The 15,126-nt window shown below is 73.3% G+C and carries 11 protein-coding genes and 1 pseudogene; 11 read left to right on the forward strand and 1 reads right to left on the reverse strand.

Going from position 1 to position 15,126, the window contains the following annotated elements; genetic code table 11:
• Positions 1-445: 445 nt before the first annotated feature.
• The 5 genes and pseudogenes from ACZ6B1_RS00490 to ACZ6B1_RS00510 all read left to right on the forward strand — a co-directional run bounded on the left by ACZ6B1_RS00490 (position 446) and on the right by ACZ6B1_RS00510 (position 7,099).
• Positions 446-1,684, forward strand: a complete 1,239-nt coding sequence (locus ACZ6B1_RS00490; protein ID WP_468773585.1) for a hypothetical protein — start codon at positions 446-448, stop codon at positions 1,682-1,684.
• Positions 1,685-1,843: 159 nt separating this feature from the next.
• Positions 1,844-4,567, forward strand: a complete 2,724-nt coding sequence (locus tag ACZ6B1_RS00495; RefSeq protein ID WP_468773586.1) for a winged helix-turn-helix domain-containing protein — start codon at positions 1,844-1,846, stop codon at positions 4,565-4,567.
• A 29-nt stretch (positions 4,568-4,596) separates the two neighbouring features.
• Positions 4,597-6,232, forward strand: a pseudogene (locus tag ACZ6B1_RS00500) (MFS transporter).
• Positions 6,233-6,250: 18 nt separating this feature from the next.
• Positions 6,251-6,769: a hypothetical protein gene (locus ACZ6B1_RS00505; RefSeq protein WP_468773588.1), complete on the forward strand. Its 519-nt coding sequence runs from the start codon at positions 6,251-6,253 to the stop codon at positions 6,767-6,769.
• A gap of 132 nt (positions 6,770-6,901) precedes the next feature.
• Positions 6,902-7,099, forward strand: coding sequence for a hypothetical protein (locus tag ACZ6B1_RS00510; protein WP_250400357.1), 198 nt, complete (start codon positions 6,902-6,904; stop codon positions 7,097-7,099).
• A 69-nt stretch (positions 7,100-7,168) separates the two neighbouring features.
• Here the strand turns inward: ACZ6B1_RS00510 and ACZ6B1_RS00515 are convergent, their stop codons facing one another.
• Entirely contained in the window at positions 7,169-8,578 is a 1,410-nt protein-coding gene (locus ACZ6B1_RS00515; protein ID WP_468773590.1) for a DUF2252 domain-containing protein, read from the reverse strand.
• A 186-nt stretch (positions 8,579-8,764) separates the two neighbouring features.
• Here ACZ6B1_RS00515 and ACZ6B1_RS00520 point away from each other — a divergent pair, with 186 nt between their 5' ends.
• The 6 genes from ACZ6B1_RS00520 to ACZ6B1_RS00545 all read left to right on the forward strand — a co-directional run bounded on the left by ACZ6B1_RS00520 (position 8,765) and on the right by ACZ6B1_RS00545 (position 15,074).
• Positions 8,765-9,424, forward strand: coding sequence for an HdeD family acid-resistance protein (locus tag ACZ6B1_RS00520; RefSeq protein WP_468773592.1), 660 nt, complete (start codon positions 8,765-8,767; stop codon positions 9,422-9,424).
• 221 nt (positions 9,425-9,645) lie between these two features.
• Positions 9,646-10,155, forward strand: a complete 510-nt coding sequence (locus ACZ6B1_RS00525) for an SHOCT domain-containing protein (RefSeq protein WP_468773594.1) — start codon at positions 9,646-9,648, stop codon at positions 10,153-10,155.
• Between the two features lie 33 nt (positions 10,156-10,188).
• Positions 10,189-10,617, forward strand: coding sequence for a DUF7144 family membrane protein (locus ACZ6B1_RS00530; RefSeq protein WP_468773595.1), 429 nt, complete (start codon positions 10,189-10,191; stop codon positions 10,615-10,617).
• Positions 10,618-10,658: 41 nt separating this feature from the next.
• Complete coding sequence (locus tag ACZ6B1_RS00535) at positions 10,659-12,572, forward strand: glycoside hydrolase family 15 protein (RefSeq protein ID WP_468773597.1); 1,914 nt, start codon at positions 10,659-10,661, stop codon at positions 12,570-12,572.
• Positions 12,565-14,136 (forward strand): MFS transporter, encoded by a 1,572-nt coding sequence (locus tag ACZ6B1_RS00540; RefSeq protein WP_468773600.1) that lies wholly within the window; start codon positions 12,565-12,567, stop codon positions 14,134-14,136. Before ACZ6B1_RS00535 ends, ACZ6B1_RS00540 begins: the two co-directional genes overlap by 8 nt.
• Before the next feature lie 62 nt (positions 14,137-14,198).
• Complete coding sequence (locus ACZ6B1_RS00545) at positions 14,199-15,074, forward strand: methylenetetrahydrofolate reductase (RefSeq protein WP_468773601.1); 876 nt, start codon at positions 14,199-14,201, stop codon at positions 15,072-15,074.
• Positions 15,075-15,126: the final 52 nt, after the last annotated feature.

Below are 15,126 nucleotides of genomic sequence, written 5' to 3' on the forward strand. Positions count from 1 at the left end.
GAGGCCCCACGTGGCCGCCTCACCCGACCCGCACGCACCCGGCCCCGCCCCCCACCTCCCGGACCAGCCTCCGCCCGCAGCGGACCCCGGCCCCGAGCGCCCGGCCTCACACGCGCCGGATTCCGGCTCGCAGCACCCGAACGCGGACCCGTCCGCAGCAGGTCCCGGCTCCCAGCGCCCGGACCCGGTCCCCCCCGCGCCGGACCCCGGCCCCGAGCGCCCGCCCCCGGCCTCGCACGCGTCCGCGCCGGACCCCGGCCGCCCCGAGCCGGGGCCGGGCTCACCCGCGGCGGGCGCCGGCCCGCACGCCTCCGGCCCCCACGCGCGTGGGGGCGGCCCCGACGCCGGCCGGCACCCGCCCGGCGGGCCTCCCGGGCCTCCCGGACCGAAGCCCGCCGGCGGTGGCGGGGAGGGCGGGGCACGGCGGGGCAGGAGCGCGGGGCATGTGGCGCGCGCCGTCGCCTCGGCCGTGCTGATCGTGCTGACCTGTGTACTCGTACCCGTAGCGCTGCTCGCCACCTGGGTGCACGACATCGTGCTCGACACCGACCGCTACGTGGCCACAGTCGATCCGCTGGCCACCGACCCCGCGATCCAGGACGCCGCGGTCCACCGGATCACCGAGGCCGTCGGCGCGCACGTGGACGGTCAGCGGGCCGCTGCGGACATCGCCACCTGGCTGCAGTCCCAGGGCCTGCCGCCGCGCGCCGCCGACGCCATCAGGGGGCTGGGACCACAGCTCGACTCGGCCGTCAACCAGGCCGTGACGAAGACCGCCACCCGCGTCGTCGGGAGCGACGCCTTCGCCACGGTGTGGAACACCGCCAACCGCGCCGCCCACAACGCCGTCGTGCACGCCCTGACCGGCGAGGGACGCGGCGCGGTCGGCGTCAGCGACGGCACGGTCACCCTGGACGTGGGCACGGCCGTCGACCGGGTCAAACAGGAGCTGGTGAACGCCGGCCTGAAGCCCGCCGACAAGATCCCGCAGGTGAACAAGCAACTGGTGCTGTTCCACTCCGACGAACTGGCCAAGTTCCGCAAGGCAGCCCACCTCCTCGACGTCGTCGGCAACTGGTTCCCGGTGCTCGTCGTCGTGCTCGGCGCCGCAGGGGTGTTCCTGGCCCGCCGGCGCCGAAGAGCCCTCGCGCGCACCGCGCTGGGCGCCGCCTTCGCCTGCCTGGTGGTGGCCGTCGCCCTGGTCGTGGCCCGCCGCTACTACCTCGACCACCTGACGCCCCAGGTGCAGTCCAAGGCCGCCGCCGCGGCCGTCTTCGACACCCTGCTGCACTTCCTGCGGATCAGCCTGCGCACGGCCGTCGTCCTCGGCGTCGTCATCGCGCTCGGCGCCTACTTCGTCGGGCCCGGCCGGCTGCCCGTGGCCGTCCGCGGCGCGTCCGACCACACGGCCGACTCCGCCGCGCGCTGGGCGGCCGCCCACCACATCAGCACCGGACGGGTCGGCTCCTGGGCACTGGCCTACCGCCGGATCATCACCCTCGCCGTGCTGCTGATCATCGCGCTGGTCTTCGCGCTCTGGAACCGTCCGACCGTGCTCACGGTCCTGCTGCTGGTCCTCGTGCTGCTCGGCGTCCTGGCGGTGCTCGCGCTGCTCGCGGCGTCCGGCCGCACCCAGCTCCACACGGCACGCGGGGCGGCGCGCCCCTCCGGGGACGAGACCTGACGGAGACCGGACACCGCATCTCCGGCCCGTTCCCCGAGGACGCGTGAGCCCATGGCCCGCCCGGCCCGTCCCCGCGCGAACTGCGCGGGGACGGGAACACTGCGATGCTGATCGAGGAGAGCAAGCGTCCATCGGCTGTCGGACGGGGGTGATGACCCCGTGGCTGCGAGACACGAGAACACACGGGGACCAGCCGTCGGGTACGTCGACCCGCTGGGAGAGCCGTTTCTGCAGACCCGTTTCGCCCTGCCCGCCAGGCCGGCCACCTTCCTGCGCCGGCGGCGGCTGACCGAACACCTCGACCAGGCCCTCGGCACCCCGCTGACGATGGTCAACGGCTCGGCGGGCGCGGGCAAGACCCTGCTGGTCGCGGACTGGGCCGCCCGGCTCGGACAGCCGGTCGCCTGGTTCACCAACGAGGCGGAGGACCAGGGCTGCGGAGTGTTCTGGGCCTACGTCCTCCAGGCACTGCGCGCCGCCGGCGTACCCCTGCCCGCCGAGATCGGCTGCCCCGGGGACGCCGGCCGGGTGGAGCACACACTGCTGGCGCGCCTCGCCGACGAGCTGAGCGGCCGGGTGCGCCCCGCCGTCCTCGTGCTCGACGAGTTCGACCGGGTGACCGACCCGCAGATCGCGGAGCAACTGGAGTTCGTCCTGCACCACGCCGGCCCGGGACTGCGCCTGATCCTCGTCACCCGCACCGAGCCGCTGCTGCCGCTGCACCGGTACCGGGCCGCCGCGGCCATGACCGAGATCCGGGACGCCGAGCTGGCCTTCACCGCCGACGAGGCGGCCGCCCTCCTGGAGCGGCACGGCCTGCGGCTCTCCACCGAGGCCATCCGCGCCCTGGTGGAGCGCACCCGGGGCTGGGCCGCCGGGCTGCGTCTGTGCGCCATGGCCGCCCAGCAGCGCCCGGACCCCGAGACATATCTGGCGGACTTCGAGGCGGGCCGGAGCACGATCGCCGACTTCCTGCTCGCCGAGGTGCTGAAACGGCAGCCGGCCCGGACCCAGGAGCTGCTGTTGGACGTCAGCGTCATGGAGCGGTTCTGCCCCGAACTGGCCGAGGCGCTGACCGGCACCGGCGGCGTCGAGCCGGAGCTGGCCGGACTGCACACCCAGAACGCGTTCGTGGAGGACCTCGGGCACTCCTGGTACCGGCTGCACCCGCTGTTCGGTGAGATCCTCCGGACCCATCTGCGGGTCCGCTCGCCCGGCCTCGAACCGGAACTCCACCGGCGTGCCGCGCGCTGGCTGCGTGCCTCCGGTTCGCTGCCCGAGGCACTGGCGCACGGCGCCGCCGCGGGCGACTGGGAGTTCGCCTCCCGCGCCCTCGTCGACGACCTGGCGATAGGCCAGCTCTTCGCCGGCCTGCGCGCGGACGACCTCACGGGGCTGTTCGCCCGGATGGGACCCGAGGTCCCGGGCGCGGCGGCGGAACTGGTGCGCGCGGCGCGCGACCTGTCGGGGCGGGACGTGGACCGCGGCCTGGGTCATCTGCGCCGGGCCGAGGCAGGTCTGCGCGCCGAGGGCGGCCCGCGCGCCGGGGACGGCCGACGCCCCGGGAAGGTCCCGCCCGCGCTCCCGTCCGACGCGGCGGGCAGGCTGAGCTGCGTCCTGCTGGAGGCGCTGGCGGCGCGGCTGACAGGATCGCCCGGCCGCGCCGAGCAGGCGGTGGCGGAGGCCGGGCGACTGCGCGACGAGGTCCCCGCACACCTTCTGGAGAAGCACCCCGAACTCACCGCCCTGCTGCTCACCCACCTGGGTTCCGTCCGGCTGTGGGCCGGTCGCTTCGACGACGCGCGCGACGCCCTGGCCGAGGCGGCCGGATGCCCCGGCGGCGCGTCCACGGCGCTGCCCCGGGAGGACTCCCTCGGCCAGCTGGCCCTGATCGACTACCTGAACGGCTGGCTGGGCAGGGCGGAGCGCCAGGCGCTGGCCGCGCTGAACGAGACGGAACGGTTCGGTCTGGGCCGCCCCGCGGGCCCCGGGTTGGGACAACTGGTACTCGCCGCCGTGGCCGTCGAACGCGACGACCTCGTGCAGGCCCGCAGTCTGCTGGACGGGACGGCCGGCTCCGGGGCCGTCCGGCTCGACCCGGTGACCGCCGCCGGCCGGTCCCTGGCGACGGCACGGCTGCTGCTGGCGCGGGGCGAGCCACGGGCCGCCGCGGCCGTGGCCGACCCCGCCGTACCGGCCCTGACGGCCTCCCCCTGGGCGGAGGTGCACACCGCGCTGGTCACCGCCGCCGCCCACCTGGCCGAGGGCCGGCCGGACTCCGCCGCGAAGGTGCTGGACGAGGTGCCGTACGACGGCGAGCCCGCGTACGCGGCGGAGCTGGCCTGGGCCCAGCTCGCCGCCGGCAACCGGGACGCGGCGACCGGCCTCCTCGACCTGGTGAGCGAGGGGGACCGCGCCGGCCCCGGAGTCACCGTCCGGGCCGCGCTGGTGCGCGCGCGGGCGGCTCAGGAGGAGGGGGACGACGCCACCGCCCGAAAACTGCTGGCCCGGGCCCTGCTGGACGGCCGCGGGGATCGGCTGCGGCGCCCCTTCCTCGAGGCCGGACCGTGGATCCGGCACCTTCTGGACACGCCGCCCCTGCGGGCCCTGGCCGCCGGCTGGCTCACCCCCACCGGCCCCACCGCGCGTGCCCGTCCGGGCGCGGCTGCGGGGCCCGCGCCGCTGATCGTCGAGGAGCTGAGTGGACGTGAGCGCGAGGTGCTGGGCCGGCTCGCCCAGATGATGTCCACGGAGGAGATCGCCGCCGACCTGTACGTGTCGGTCAACACCGTGAAGACCCACCTGAAGAGCGTCTACCGGAAACTCGGCGTGAACCGGCGCGGCGACGCGGTGCGGCGGGCCCGCGAGCGCGGACTGATCTGATCCCGGCGGAAATCGGTGAGGTGGAGAGCGTGAGACATTGGCGAGCGCTGATGGTGCTGGGCACGGCCCAGTTCCTCATGGTGCTGGACACGTCCGTCATGAACGTCTCCATCAGCCAGCTGGTCGAGGACTTCCACACCGAGGTCACCGCCATCCAGGCCGTCATCACCCTGTACGCGCTGGTCATGGCGGCATTCATGATCATCGGGGGCAGGCTCGGCGACATCCACGGCCGCCGCCGTCTCTTCCTCCTCGGTCTCGTCGTGTACGGCACCGGGTCGGCCCTGACCGCCCTGGCGCCCACGCTGTGGGTCCTCGCCCTGGGCTGGTCCCTCATCGAGGGACTCGGTGCCGCGATGGTGCTGCCGGCCATGGCCGCCCTGATCGCCGAGTCCTACCGGGGAAAGGACCGGGCGGTCGCCTACGGAGTGATCGGCGGGCTGGCCGGTGCGGGGATCGCGGTCGGTCCGCTGCTAGGCGGCTGGGTGACGACGTACCTGACCTGGCGGCTGGTGTTCGCGGGGGGAGGTCGTGGTCGTCATCGCAGTCCTGTGCTGCCGCCGGTGGATCACGGAATCCCCTCGGACCGGACCCGCGCCCCGGATGGACGTGGTCGGCGCGGTCCTCTCGGCGGCCGGCCTGGCGCTGGGCGTGCTCGGGGTGCTGCAGAGCAGCACCTGGGGCTGGGTGCAGCCCCGCAACCCGCCCTTCACCGTCCTCGGCTTCGCGCCGACCCTGTTCGTCGTCGGCGCCGGGGTGGCCGTGCTGTCCCTCTTCGTGCGCTGGGACCGCGCACGGGAGGCCAGGGGCGCCGACCCGCTGGTGCACCTGTCGCTGTTCCGGGTGCCGCCCCTGCGGTCCGGGCTGCTGACCCTGCTGAGCCAGAACCTGATCCTGCTGGGGCTGTTCTTCACCATCCCGCTGTATCTGCAGGTGGTGCAGGGATTCGACGCCTTCCGGACGGGACTGCGGCTGCTGCCGGTGTCCATCACGATGCTCGTCACGTCGCTGACCGCCGCCCGGCTCGGCCGGACCCTGGGGCCGCGCCGGGTCGTACGGCTGGCCCTGCTGACGCTGACCGTGGCCATCGTGTGGCTGCTGGCCACCATCGATCCGGTCATCGACGACGCGCAGTTCGCCGCCGCCATGGCCGTGCTGGGCATCGGGATGGGCCTGCTCGCCTCGCAGCTCGGCAACGTCGTGCAGTCCAGCGTGGGTGAGGAGGAGCGCAGCGAGGTCGGCGGCCTGCAGTTCACCGCGCAGAACCTCGGCTCGGCGCTGGGCACCGCGCTCATCGGGTCGATGCTGATCGGAGCGCTGGCACACGCGTTCACCGCGGACGTGGAGAACGATCCGCGGCTGTCCGCCCAGACCAAGCAGCAGACCGGTGTGGCCCTCGAAGCCGGCCTCACCTTCGTGCCCACCGACCAGGTGCGCTCGGCGGCCCAGCACGCCGGACTGCCCCCGGCCGAGGTCGACGCCATCACCGACACGTACGCCTCGGCGCAGCTCGACGGTCTGAAGGCGGCGATCCTCACCACCGGCGCGATCACCCTCGCGAGCTTCCTCGTCACGCCCCACCTGCCGACCGCGCCGAAGCGCGGCACCGCGCGGCCGGAGCACGACGCTCCGGCCGGCGCCGGCGCCGGCGGCCCGGTGGAGTGAGCGCGAAAGGACGTGCCGATGTCCTCGACCCGCCCGAGCACCGGACGGAAACAGCGTGCCGACCGCCGCACACACGCCGACTACACCGGCGCCGTCTACGGATCGATGCTCGCCGCGTCGGTGGTCATCGGCGCGGGCGGGCTGGGCAAGTTCCCCCGGGTGCAACTGGTGCTGCTGCTGGTGCTCACCGGTCTCGTCTTCTGGGTCGGGCACGTCCACGCCACCCTGTTCGGAGCCCGGCTCGCGCAGCGGTCCCTGACCGGCCCGACCATCCTGCGGGTGTGCCGCGAGGAGTGGCCGATCGTCGAGGCGGCCGTGCCGCCGGCCCTCGCCGTCGCCGTGAGCCCGCTGCTGGGACTGGACGTGGCGGGTGCCGTGTGGCTCGCGGTCGCGGTCGCCGTGGCCGGCCAGGTGGGCTGGTCGGCGGTGGGCGCACGGCAGGCGGGAGCCTCCTGGCGGCTGGTGTCCGTCACCGCGGCGGTCAATCTGCTGCTCGGCCTGGTGATCATCGCTTTCAAGATCGCACTGACCCACTGACGCGCCCGCACCCGTCCGGTGCCCCCGGCCGCCGTCCCCGTATCACCTGTGCCGGGTGAGGCCCGGGGCCCCGGGGGCGGAGCAGGATCGCAGGTGAGACCGCAGGCGGCCCGCGGCGGGAGAGAACGGCACATGCGCTACGAGATCCGCGTCGATGGACACATGTCGGAGACCCTGACCAAGGCCTTCCCCGAACTTGACCATGTGATGATGTCCGGTCAGACAGTGCTGTTCGGCCGGATCATCGACCAGGCGCATCTCTACGGGCTGCTGGTCCGCTGCCAGTCGCTGGGACTGCGGGTCGTGGAGATGCGGCAACTCCCCGAGTGACGGCCGGGATTCGGCCCCGGCCCCGAGCGGACCCGCCCCCTCGGAGATCCCCGGCCGCCGGCCGCCCTCTCACAGATCCGCCGCCTCGATCCGCCCCGAGCGCGCGGCCTCGCCCAGCGCGGCGAAGTCGCGCTCGTTCAGGTCCGCGTACGCCTGCGCGAAGTGCGGCAGCGCGCGATCGAAGCGGTCCCCGCCGCCGAGGTAGGCGCCGATGGCGACGGGGTCGCCGGAGCGGGCGTGGGCCCGGGCGAGCGAGGCCCCGCACACCTGGCCTAAGAGGTTCAGCAGAGCCGGGTCCATGGTCTCGGGCCGGACGATGCCCTTCCAGTCCCGCAGTTGGCGCACGTAGAAGTCCCTGCCCCGTCCGTCGAGGCCGATGACATGGGTCCAGCCCAGGAAGATGTCGCTGGTCGTCTGGATAAGCCGCTGCCCGGCCACCACCCGGTGGCCCTGGTTGTCGTACCGCTCCCCGTCCGTGTACGGCGCGAGCACCGACTCCTGGGCCTCCTTGGCCTGCAGCAGCAGGGGATCGTCGTCGTCCCGGCCGAGCAGCAGCAGGATCCAGCAGCGGGTGCCGACGCTGCCGACGCCCACCACCTTGCGGGCGGCGTCCACCAGGCGGTAGTGGCCCAGCAGATGCCGCCGCTCCGAGGGCAGTGTGCGCGCGTACTCCTCCAGCAGCGACTGCAGGTACCGGTCCTCCTGCTCCGCCGGTCTGCGGGCCTCCAGGTCCCGCAGGGGAGTGATCAGCGGCGGGTCGGCCGCGATCCGCCGGCCCTGCGGCGTCAGCGTGGTCAGTTTGGCGAAGGCCTGCATGTGGGTGCGCGAGCGGGCGCGCGCGGTGGCCTGTTCGGTACGGCGCCTGGCCGCCTTGTCCATGGAGGAGGCCAGCAGTTCGCGCATCCGGTCGGCGTCGTCCTGGGCGTACCAGATGTCGAGCGTGCGCATGCGGGCGAACTCCCGCATCCGCTCCCGGTAGGCCCGCACACAGCGGACCACCGCCTCGTTCTGCTGCCTGACCGAGAAACCGTTGGCCCGGCCCGCGATGACGAAGCTGGCCGCCAGCCGCTTGACGTCCCACTCGAAGGGGCCCGGGAAGGTCTCGTCGAAGTCGTTGATGTCGAAGACCAGATGCCGTTCCGGTGAGGCCAGCAGCCGGAAGTTCAGCAGGTGGGCGTCGCCGCACAGCTGCACCTGGAGCCCGGTGCCGGGCAGCGGGCCGAGATCGGCCGCCATGACCGCCGCGGCGCCGCGGTAGAAGCGGAACGGGGACGCGAGCATCCGGCCGTAGCGGATCGGCACCAACTCCGGTACCCGCGTAGCCGACTGACGCGCCAGCACCTCGATCACGTCCGGCCGGTCCGGCGCGGGCTCGAAGACGCCCTGGCCCGAACGCGGTACGCGGGAGCGGGCGTTCCTGCCCTCGGCCACGCGGTCGGCCAGTGACCGGGAGACGGTGACGGCACTCGGTGCGGTCATGGTGTGCGCCCTCCTCGTGCCTCACCCCCGTGCCCCACCACCCCACCGTTCCGGCCGGTGGGAGGGATCACCCGTGGTGGGTGATCCCTCCCACCGGCCGGAACGGAATGCTGGCCGTCGAGGGGTTCGCGCGCCGCCCCGCCTGGCGGTACCGGAGACGCCCCGTCCGTCGCGCGAGGAGGAGCCATGACCGAGTCGCGTGGTACGACACCGGGCACCGGACCGTCGCATGCGTTCGGCGGGGCGGCCGCGGGACCGGGCCACGGACCGGGGGAGGCCATGACGGGCCTCGCCCGGTCGTGGCTCTGGATCCTGGGGTCGGCGCTCGTGACGCTGGTTCCGGGTGTCCTGATCCTCGTCTGGCCGGACGAGACCCTGCACATCCTGGCCGTTCTCATCGGCCTCTACCTGTTGCTCATCGGCGCGCTGCGGTTCGTGACGGCCTTCTCCCGGGAGGGAGCCGGGGAACGGCTGCCCGCGCTGCTCATCGCGCTGCTGTTCGTCCTGGCCGGGGTGCTCTGCCTGCGCAACCCGCTGCAGACCATCGCCGCGCTGTCGCTGATCGTCGGACTCGCCTGGCTGGCGTCCGGCATCCTCACGCTCTACACCGCGATCTCCGCCGAGGACCTGCCGCACCGCGGGGTGGTCCTCGGCGCCGCGCTGCTCGGCATCGTCGCCGGGATCGTGGTGCTGGTCCTGCCCACCGAGTCGGCGCGGGCGCTGACCCGGCTGCTCGGGCTGTGGCTCGTGCTGCTGGGTCTGGTCGAACTCGCGGTCGCGCTCGCCTGGCGGTCCGCGCTGCGCAGGGCGGCCACCGCACAGGCCGTCCCGCCGAGCGCCTCATGAGACACCCGGCGGGGTGCCCCGCCGCGCGGCTCCGGCCCGCCGCCGTGCGGCCGCCGGACGGTCCCGGCCCGCGACTGCGCCTACCGCCGGACGGCGGTAACGCACCGGCCACGATCACCCGCCTCGGGTGAGGCCACCCCGCCCCGCCCCCCGCACTCTGGGATCGGCACACACCGGCCCGGTCGGCCACGACAGGCCGGAGCTCCGGACTGAGGAGAGAAATGAGCGCGCAGACCTACCTCGCGTACGACTATCCACTGCTGAGCGCCTTCTGGACGATGCTGGTGTTCTTCCTGTGGATCATGTGGTTCGTCCTGCTGTTCCGGATCATCGTCGACATCTTCCGCGACGACGGCATGAACGGCTGGGCCAAGGCCGGCTGGACGCTCTTCGTGATCGTGCTGCCCTTCCTGGGCGTCCTCATCTACCTGATCGCCCGCGGCAAGGGCATGGGGAAGCGGGAGATGGAGCAGGCACGCGCGCAGCAGGCCGCGTTCGACTCCTACGTCCGGGAGACCGCGCAGGGCAGCGCGGACCGGAGGAGCAGCGCCGACGAACTCGCCAAGCTGTCCGAGATGCGCTCGCGCGGCGACATCAGCGACGACGAGTTCCGCAGGGCGAAGGAACTGGTCCTCAGCGGCGGCGGCACCGGCACGGGGACCGGCACGAGCACCGGCGCCGGGACGTCGCAGCAGCCCGCTGGCGGCGTACCGACCTCGTCCGGACGCTGAGCACCCCCCACCACAACGAATGGAGGCATTGGCATGACCGCACCGCGCACCAGCACGCACACCCGGACCGCCAAGCAGCAGTGGGCCGGTGGCCTCACCGCCTTCGCGGGCATCATGCTCATGATCGCCGGGCTGCTCAGCCTGTTCCGCGGCATCATGGCGATCGCCCAGGACGACGTCTTCGTCGCGACCCCCAACTACGTCTTCAAGTTCGACCTCACCAGCTGGGGCTGGATCCACCTGGTCCTCGGTGTGATCGCGGTGGCCGTCAGCTTCGGTCTGTTCGCGCCGTCGACGTGGGCACGGGTCGCCGGCGTGGCCATCGCCGGGCTCGTCATCATCGCCAACTTCCTGTCCATGCCGTACTACCCGGTCTGGTCGGTCGTGATGATCGCGCTGTCCGGCTTCATCATCTGGGCCCTGTGCGTCGTCAAGCGTGACGACGCCTCCGCGATGCCGTAGCACCAGGCCCACGGCCCGCCACCGGTCGGCGAGGAGGACGTATGGACAGGTATCCGCCCATCGCGGAGCACGGCATGGTGGGTGACCTCCAGACGGCGGCCCTGGTCTCGTCCGGTGGAACCGTCGACTGGTGGTGCACCCCCCGTTTCGACTCGCCCAGCGTCTTCGCCTCGCTTCTGGACAGCGAGCGCGGCGGTCACTGCCGGCTGGCGGCGGAGCATCCTGACGGCGACGGGATGTCGGTGCGTCAGCTCTACCTGTCCGACACGGCGATCCTGGTCACCCGGTTCCTGGGGCCCGGCGGTGTCGGCGAGGTCGCCGACTTCATGGTCCCCGTCGACTCGCCGGAGCCCACCGACCGGCACCGTCTGATCAGGATCGCCCGGGTGGTGCGGGGCACCCTGCCCTTCGTCCTCACCTGCCGGCCGCGCTTCGACTACGGGCGCGCCCCGCACACCCTCGCCCTCAGGGACGGCCACGCGGCCGTCCTGCGGGGCCCGGGCACGGACCTGCACGTCCAGACCACAGGCGGCATCACGCTGCGGGCCGACGGCGACGACGTCACCGCCCGCTTCACCCTCTCCGCGGGGCAGGCCGCCTCCGTCGTACTGACCACCGCGGCTGACGGAGCCCCGGCCCCTGAGGTGCCGTCCCTGTCCGGCGTCGCCGACGACCTGGAACAGTGCCGCGGCTTCTGGCTGTCCTGGCTGCGGTCCTGCACCTACCGCGGTCGCTGGCAGGAAGTGGTCAACCGCTCGGCGATCACCCTCAAGCTGCTCACGTACGCGCCGACGGGGGCACCCGTCGCCGCGGCCACCATGGGACTGCCCGAGCAGGCCGGCGGTGAGCGCAACTGGGACTACCGCTACACCTGGGTCCGGGACGCCTCCCTGTCCGTCAAGACCCTGATCGATCTGGGCTTCGTGGAGGAGGCACACGCCTTCCGCCGCTGGCTGCGCGACCGCGTCGAGGCCGGCGGCACCGCCTCCGGCGACCCCCTGCAGATCATGTACCGGGTGGACGGCGACCCCCATCTGACCGAGGAGACCCTCGACCACCTGGAGGGCTATCTGGGGTCACGGCCGGTACGGGCGGGCAACGCGGCCGCCGACCAGCTCCAGCTCGACATCTACGGCGAGGCCTCCGACGCCTTCGTGGTCGGCCGGGACGTCGGCGCGATACGGGGCTGGAAGGCGCTGAGCGGCGTGCTGGACTGGCTGGCGGACAACTGGGACCGGCCCGACGAGGGCATCTGGGAGACCCGCGGGGGCCGGCAGAACTTCACCTACAGCCGGCTCATGGCCTGGGTGGCGTTCGACCGGGGCATCCGCGCGGCCACCGAGTTCTCCCGCCCGGCCGACATCGCGCGCTGGACCGCCGCCCGCGACGCGGTCTTCGAGCAGATCACCGAGCGCGGCTGGCACGAGAAGCGGAAGGCCTTCGTGCAGCACTACGACACCGACGTGCTGGACGCCTCGCTGCTGCTGATGCCCCGGGTCGGCTTCCTCTCCCCGCACGACCCGGACTGGATCAGCACCCTGGACGCCATGGACGAGGAACTGGTCAGCGACAGCCTTGTCTACCGGTACGACCCCGCCGCGTCCCCCGACGGACTGCGCGGCTCCGAGGGCACGTTCAACCTCTGCAGCTTCCTCTACGTCGAGGCGCTCGCCCGCTCCGGCCGGCTCCTGCAGGCCCGGCACGCCTTCGACAAGATGCTCACCTACGCCAACCATGTCGGCCTGTTCGCCGAGGAGATCGGCCCCTCGGGCGAGCAACTCGGCAACTTCCCGCAGGCGTTCACCCACCTCTCGCTCGTGACCGCCGCCATGGCGCTCGACGAGGAACTGGGCCGTGCGAGCACGATGCCGAGCGACGGCGGCACCCGGCACCCCGGCGTCCACGGCTTCAAGGTGCCGCCCGAAGCCACGGACGGAGACACCGAAGGTGACTGACCAGCCAGTGCCGGAGAAGGCCCCGCCGGGGGAGCGGCGGATCCTCGCCGCGCTGGCACTCGCCCAGTTCATCTGCAGCTTCGCCGGCTCCAACATGAACGTGATGATCAACGACATCAGCAAGGACCTGGACACCACGGTCCAGGGGGTGCAGGTCTCCATCACCCTGTTCCTGCTGGTCATGGCCGCACTGATGATCCCCGGCGGCAAGATCACCGACCGCTACGGCCGCAAGCGGTGCTTCCTGGCGGGTCTCGTCGTCTACGCGGTGGGCGCGCTGCTGTGCGCCGTGGCACCGGGACTCGGTGTCCTCATCCTCGGCAACTCGATCCTCGAGGGCGTCGGCACCGCCCTGCTGATCCCGCCGGTCTACATCCTCACCACGCTGCTGTACCCCGACGTCACCTCCCGCGCCCGGGCCTTCGGGGTGATCATGGCGCTGGGCGGCATCGGAGCGGCGGCGGGCCCGCTGATCGGCGGGCTCATCACCACCGGCATCAGCTGGCGCGCGGCCTTCGTGTTCCAGGCGCTGGTCATCGCGCTGATCGTGTGGCTGAGCCGCGGGATCGAGGACCCCCTGCCCCCGGACCCGCACCGCGCGTTCGACACCGGGGGAGCGGTCCTGTCGGCCGCCGGTCTGGTACTGATCGTCATGGGCATCCTGGCGGCGGACAACGACGTCCGGCTGATGATCGCCCTGCTCGTCCTGGGCGGCCTCGTACTCGTCTGGTTCTTCCGCTCCACACGAGCGAAGGAACGGGCCGGCCGCGAGCCGCTGCTCTCGCTGAGCCTGTTCCGCGACCGCACCTCCAACCTCGGGCTCATCACGCAGAACGTCCAGTGGCTGCTGCTCATGGGCACGTCCTTCACGGTGGCCGCCTACCTCCAGGTGGTCCGCGGCTACGACGCCATCCAGACCGGGGTGATCTTCACGGCGGCCACCCTCGGGCTGCTGCTGACCTCGCTGGCCGCCGAGCGGCTGGCCGAGCGGCGGTCGCAGCGGACACTGATCATGACCGGCTTCGCGCTCTCCGTCGCGGGCGTGGCGGTCCTGGTCGCCCTGGTCGCCGCCTTCTCCACCGCCTGGGCCTTCGTACCCGGGCTGCTGCTCATCGGGCTGGGACTCGGCGTCATGCTGACCCCGTCGGTGAACGTCGTCCAGTCGAGCTTCCCGGAGGAGCGGCAGGGCGAGATCTCGGGGCTGTCGCGCAGCGTGTCCAACCTCGGCTCGTCCTTCGGCACCGCCATCGCCGGCACCATCCTCGTGGCCGGGCTCACCACGGGCGCCTACGCCGCCGCGATGATCACCCTCGGCGTGATCGGCCTCGGCGGCCTCGTCGCGGCGGCCCGCCTGCCCCGCGCGCCGAGCCGCACGGCGGCCGGGGCCGCGACGGCCGGCACCGCGCCGGGAACCGGGGCGGAAACCGCGCCGGGAACCGCGGCGGAAACCGAGTCGGGAACCGGGGCGGAAACCGAGTCGGGAACCGGGGCGGAAACCGAGTCGGAACCGCCGGTCCCGGACCCCGGGCGCCCCCCTGCTCCGCGCCGCCCGCACCGCGCGTGACATCATCGGCCCCGGTCAGGACCGATACCGAAAGCGGTGGCAGGAGCCGCACGAGGAGCACGATGAACCCCGGTCTCACCGCCGCGCCCGCGGTGGGCGCCTCGCTGCTGGACGACTTCTCGCTGGAGATGACCGGCAAGGACGTGCCGAAGCTGGAGGAGGCGCGCCACAGCATCCCGCGGGGCACGCGGATCAACGTCACCTTCCTGGCGGGCGAGGACCTCGCCACGCGGCTGGCCGCGGCGCGCGCGGTCAAGCGGCTCGGCTTCGTCCCGGTGCCGCACATCTCCGCCCGCCGCCTGCCCTCCCGGGCCCACCTGGAGGAGTTCCTGGCCGGCCTGGCCGCGGACGGCACCGCCGAGAACGTGTTCGTGGTCGGCGGCGACCCCGCCCGCCCCGAGGGCCCGTACCCGGACGCACTCTCCGTCATCCGCACCGGGCTGCTCCAGCGGCACGGCGTGCGCCACATCGGCATCAGCGGCTACCCGGAGGGCCACCCCGCGATCACCGACCCCTCGCTCTGGGCGGCGCTCACCGACAAGTCGGCGGCCCTCGACGCCGAGCGGCTCAAGGGCGACGTCATCACCCAGTTCGGATTCGACGTCGACCCGGTGCTCGGCTGGCTGGAGGCCGTCCGTGCCCGGGGCGTCGCCCTGCCGGTCCGCATCGGCGTACCCGGCCCCGCCGGCGTGCGCCGGCTGATGACCTACGCCACCCGCTTCGGCGTCGCCACCAGCGCCTCCGTGGCCCGCAAGTACGGCTTCTCGCTGACCAACCTCATGGGCACGGCCGGCCCCGACCGCTTCCTGCGCGCCCTAGCCCGGCACCACGACCCGGCCCGGCACGGCAGGGTGAAGGTGCACTTCTACACCTTCGGCGGGCTGCGGGCCACGTCCGAGTGGATAGCCCGGTTCCGGCACGGGGAGCGGACGGGCTGACCACCCCCGGGACCCCGGGGCGATTCGGCGGTTCCCTGGCCACCGCGACGTA

This window comes from Streptomyces sp. NPDC041129 (assembly GCF_055592265.1).

Bases quoted from the DNA above. Each gene is read 5' to 3' on its own strand.
- ACZ6B1_RS00505 (WP_468773588.1), top strand. From the start codon at position 6,251: ATGTCCTCGACCCGCCCGAGCACCGGACGGAAACAGCGTGCCGACCGC.
- ACZ6B1_RS00510 (WP_250400357.1), top strand. From the start codon at position 6,902: ATGCGCTACGAGATCCGCGTCGATGGACACATGTCGGAGACCCTGACC.
- ACZ6B1_RS00515 (WP_468773590.1), bottom strand. From the start codon at position 8,578: ATGACCGCACCGAGTGCCGTCACCGTCTCCCGGTCACTGGCCGACCGC.
- ACZ6B1_RS00520 (WP_468773592.1), top strand. From the start codon at position 8,765: ATGACCGAGTCGCGTGGTACGACACCGGGCACCGGACCGTCGCATGCG.
- ACZ6B1_RS00525 (WP_468773594.1), top strand. From the start codon at position 9,646: ATGAGCGCGCAGACCTACCTCGCGTACGACTATCCACTGCTGAGCGCC.
- ACZ6B1_RS00530 (WP_468773595.1), top strand. From the start codon at position 10,189: ATGACCGCACCGCGCACCAGCACGCACACCCGGACCGCCAAGCAGCAG.
- ACZ6B1_RS00535 (WP_468773597.1), top strand. From the start codon at position 10,659: ATGGACAGGTATCCGCCCATCGCGGAGCACGGCATGGTGGGTGACCTC.
- ACZ6B1_RS00545 (WP_468773601.1), top strand. From the start codon at position 14,199: ATGAACCCCGGTCTCACCGCCGCGCCCGCGGTGGGCGCCTCGCTGCTG.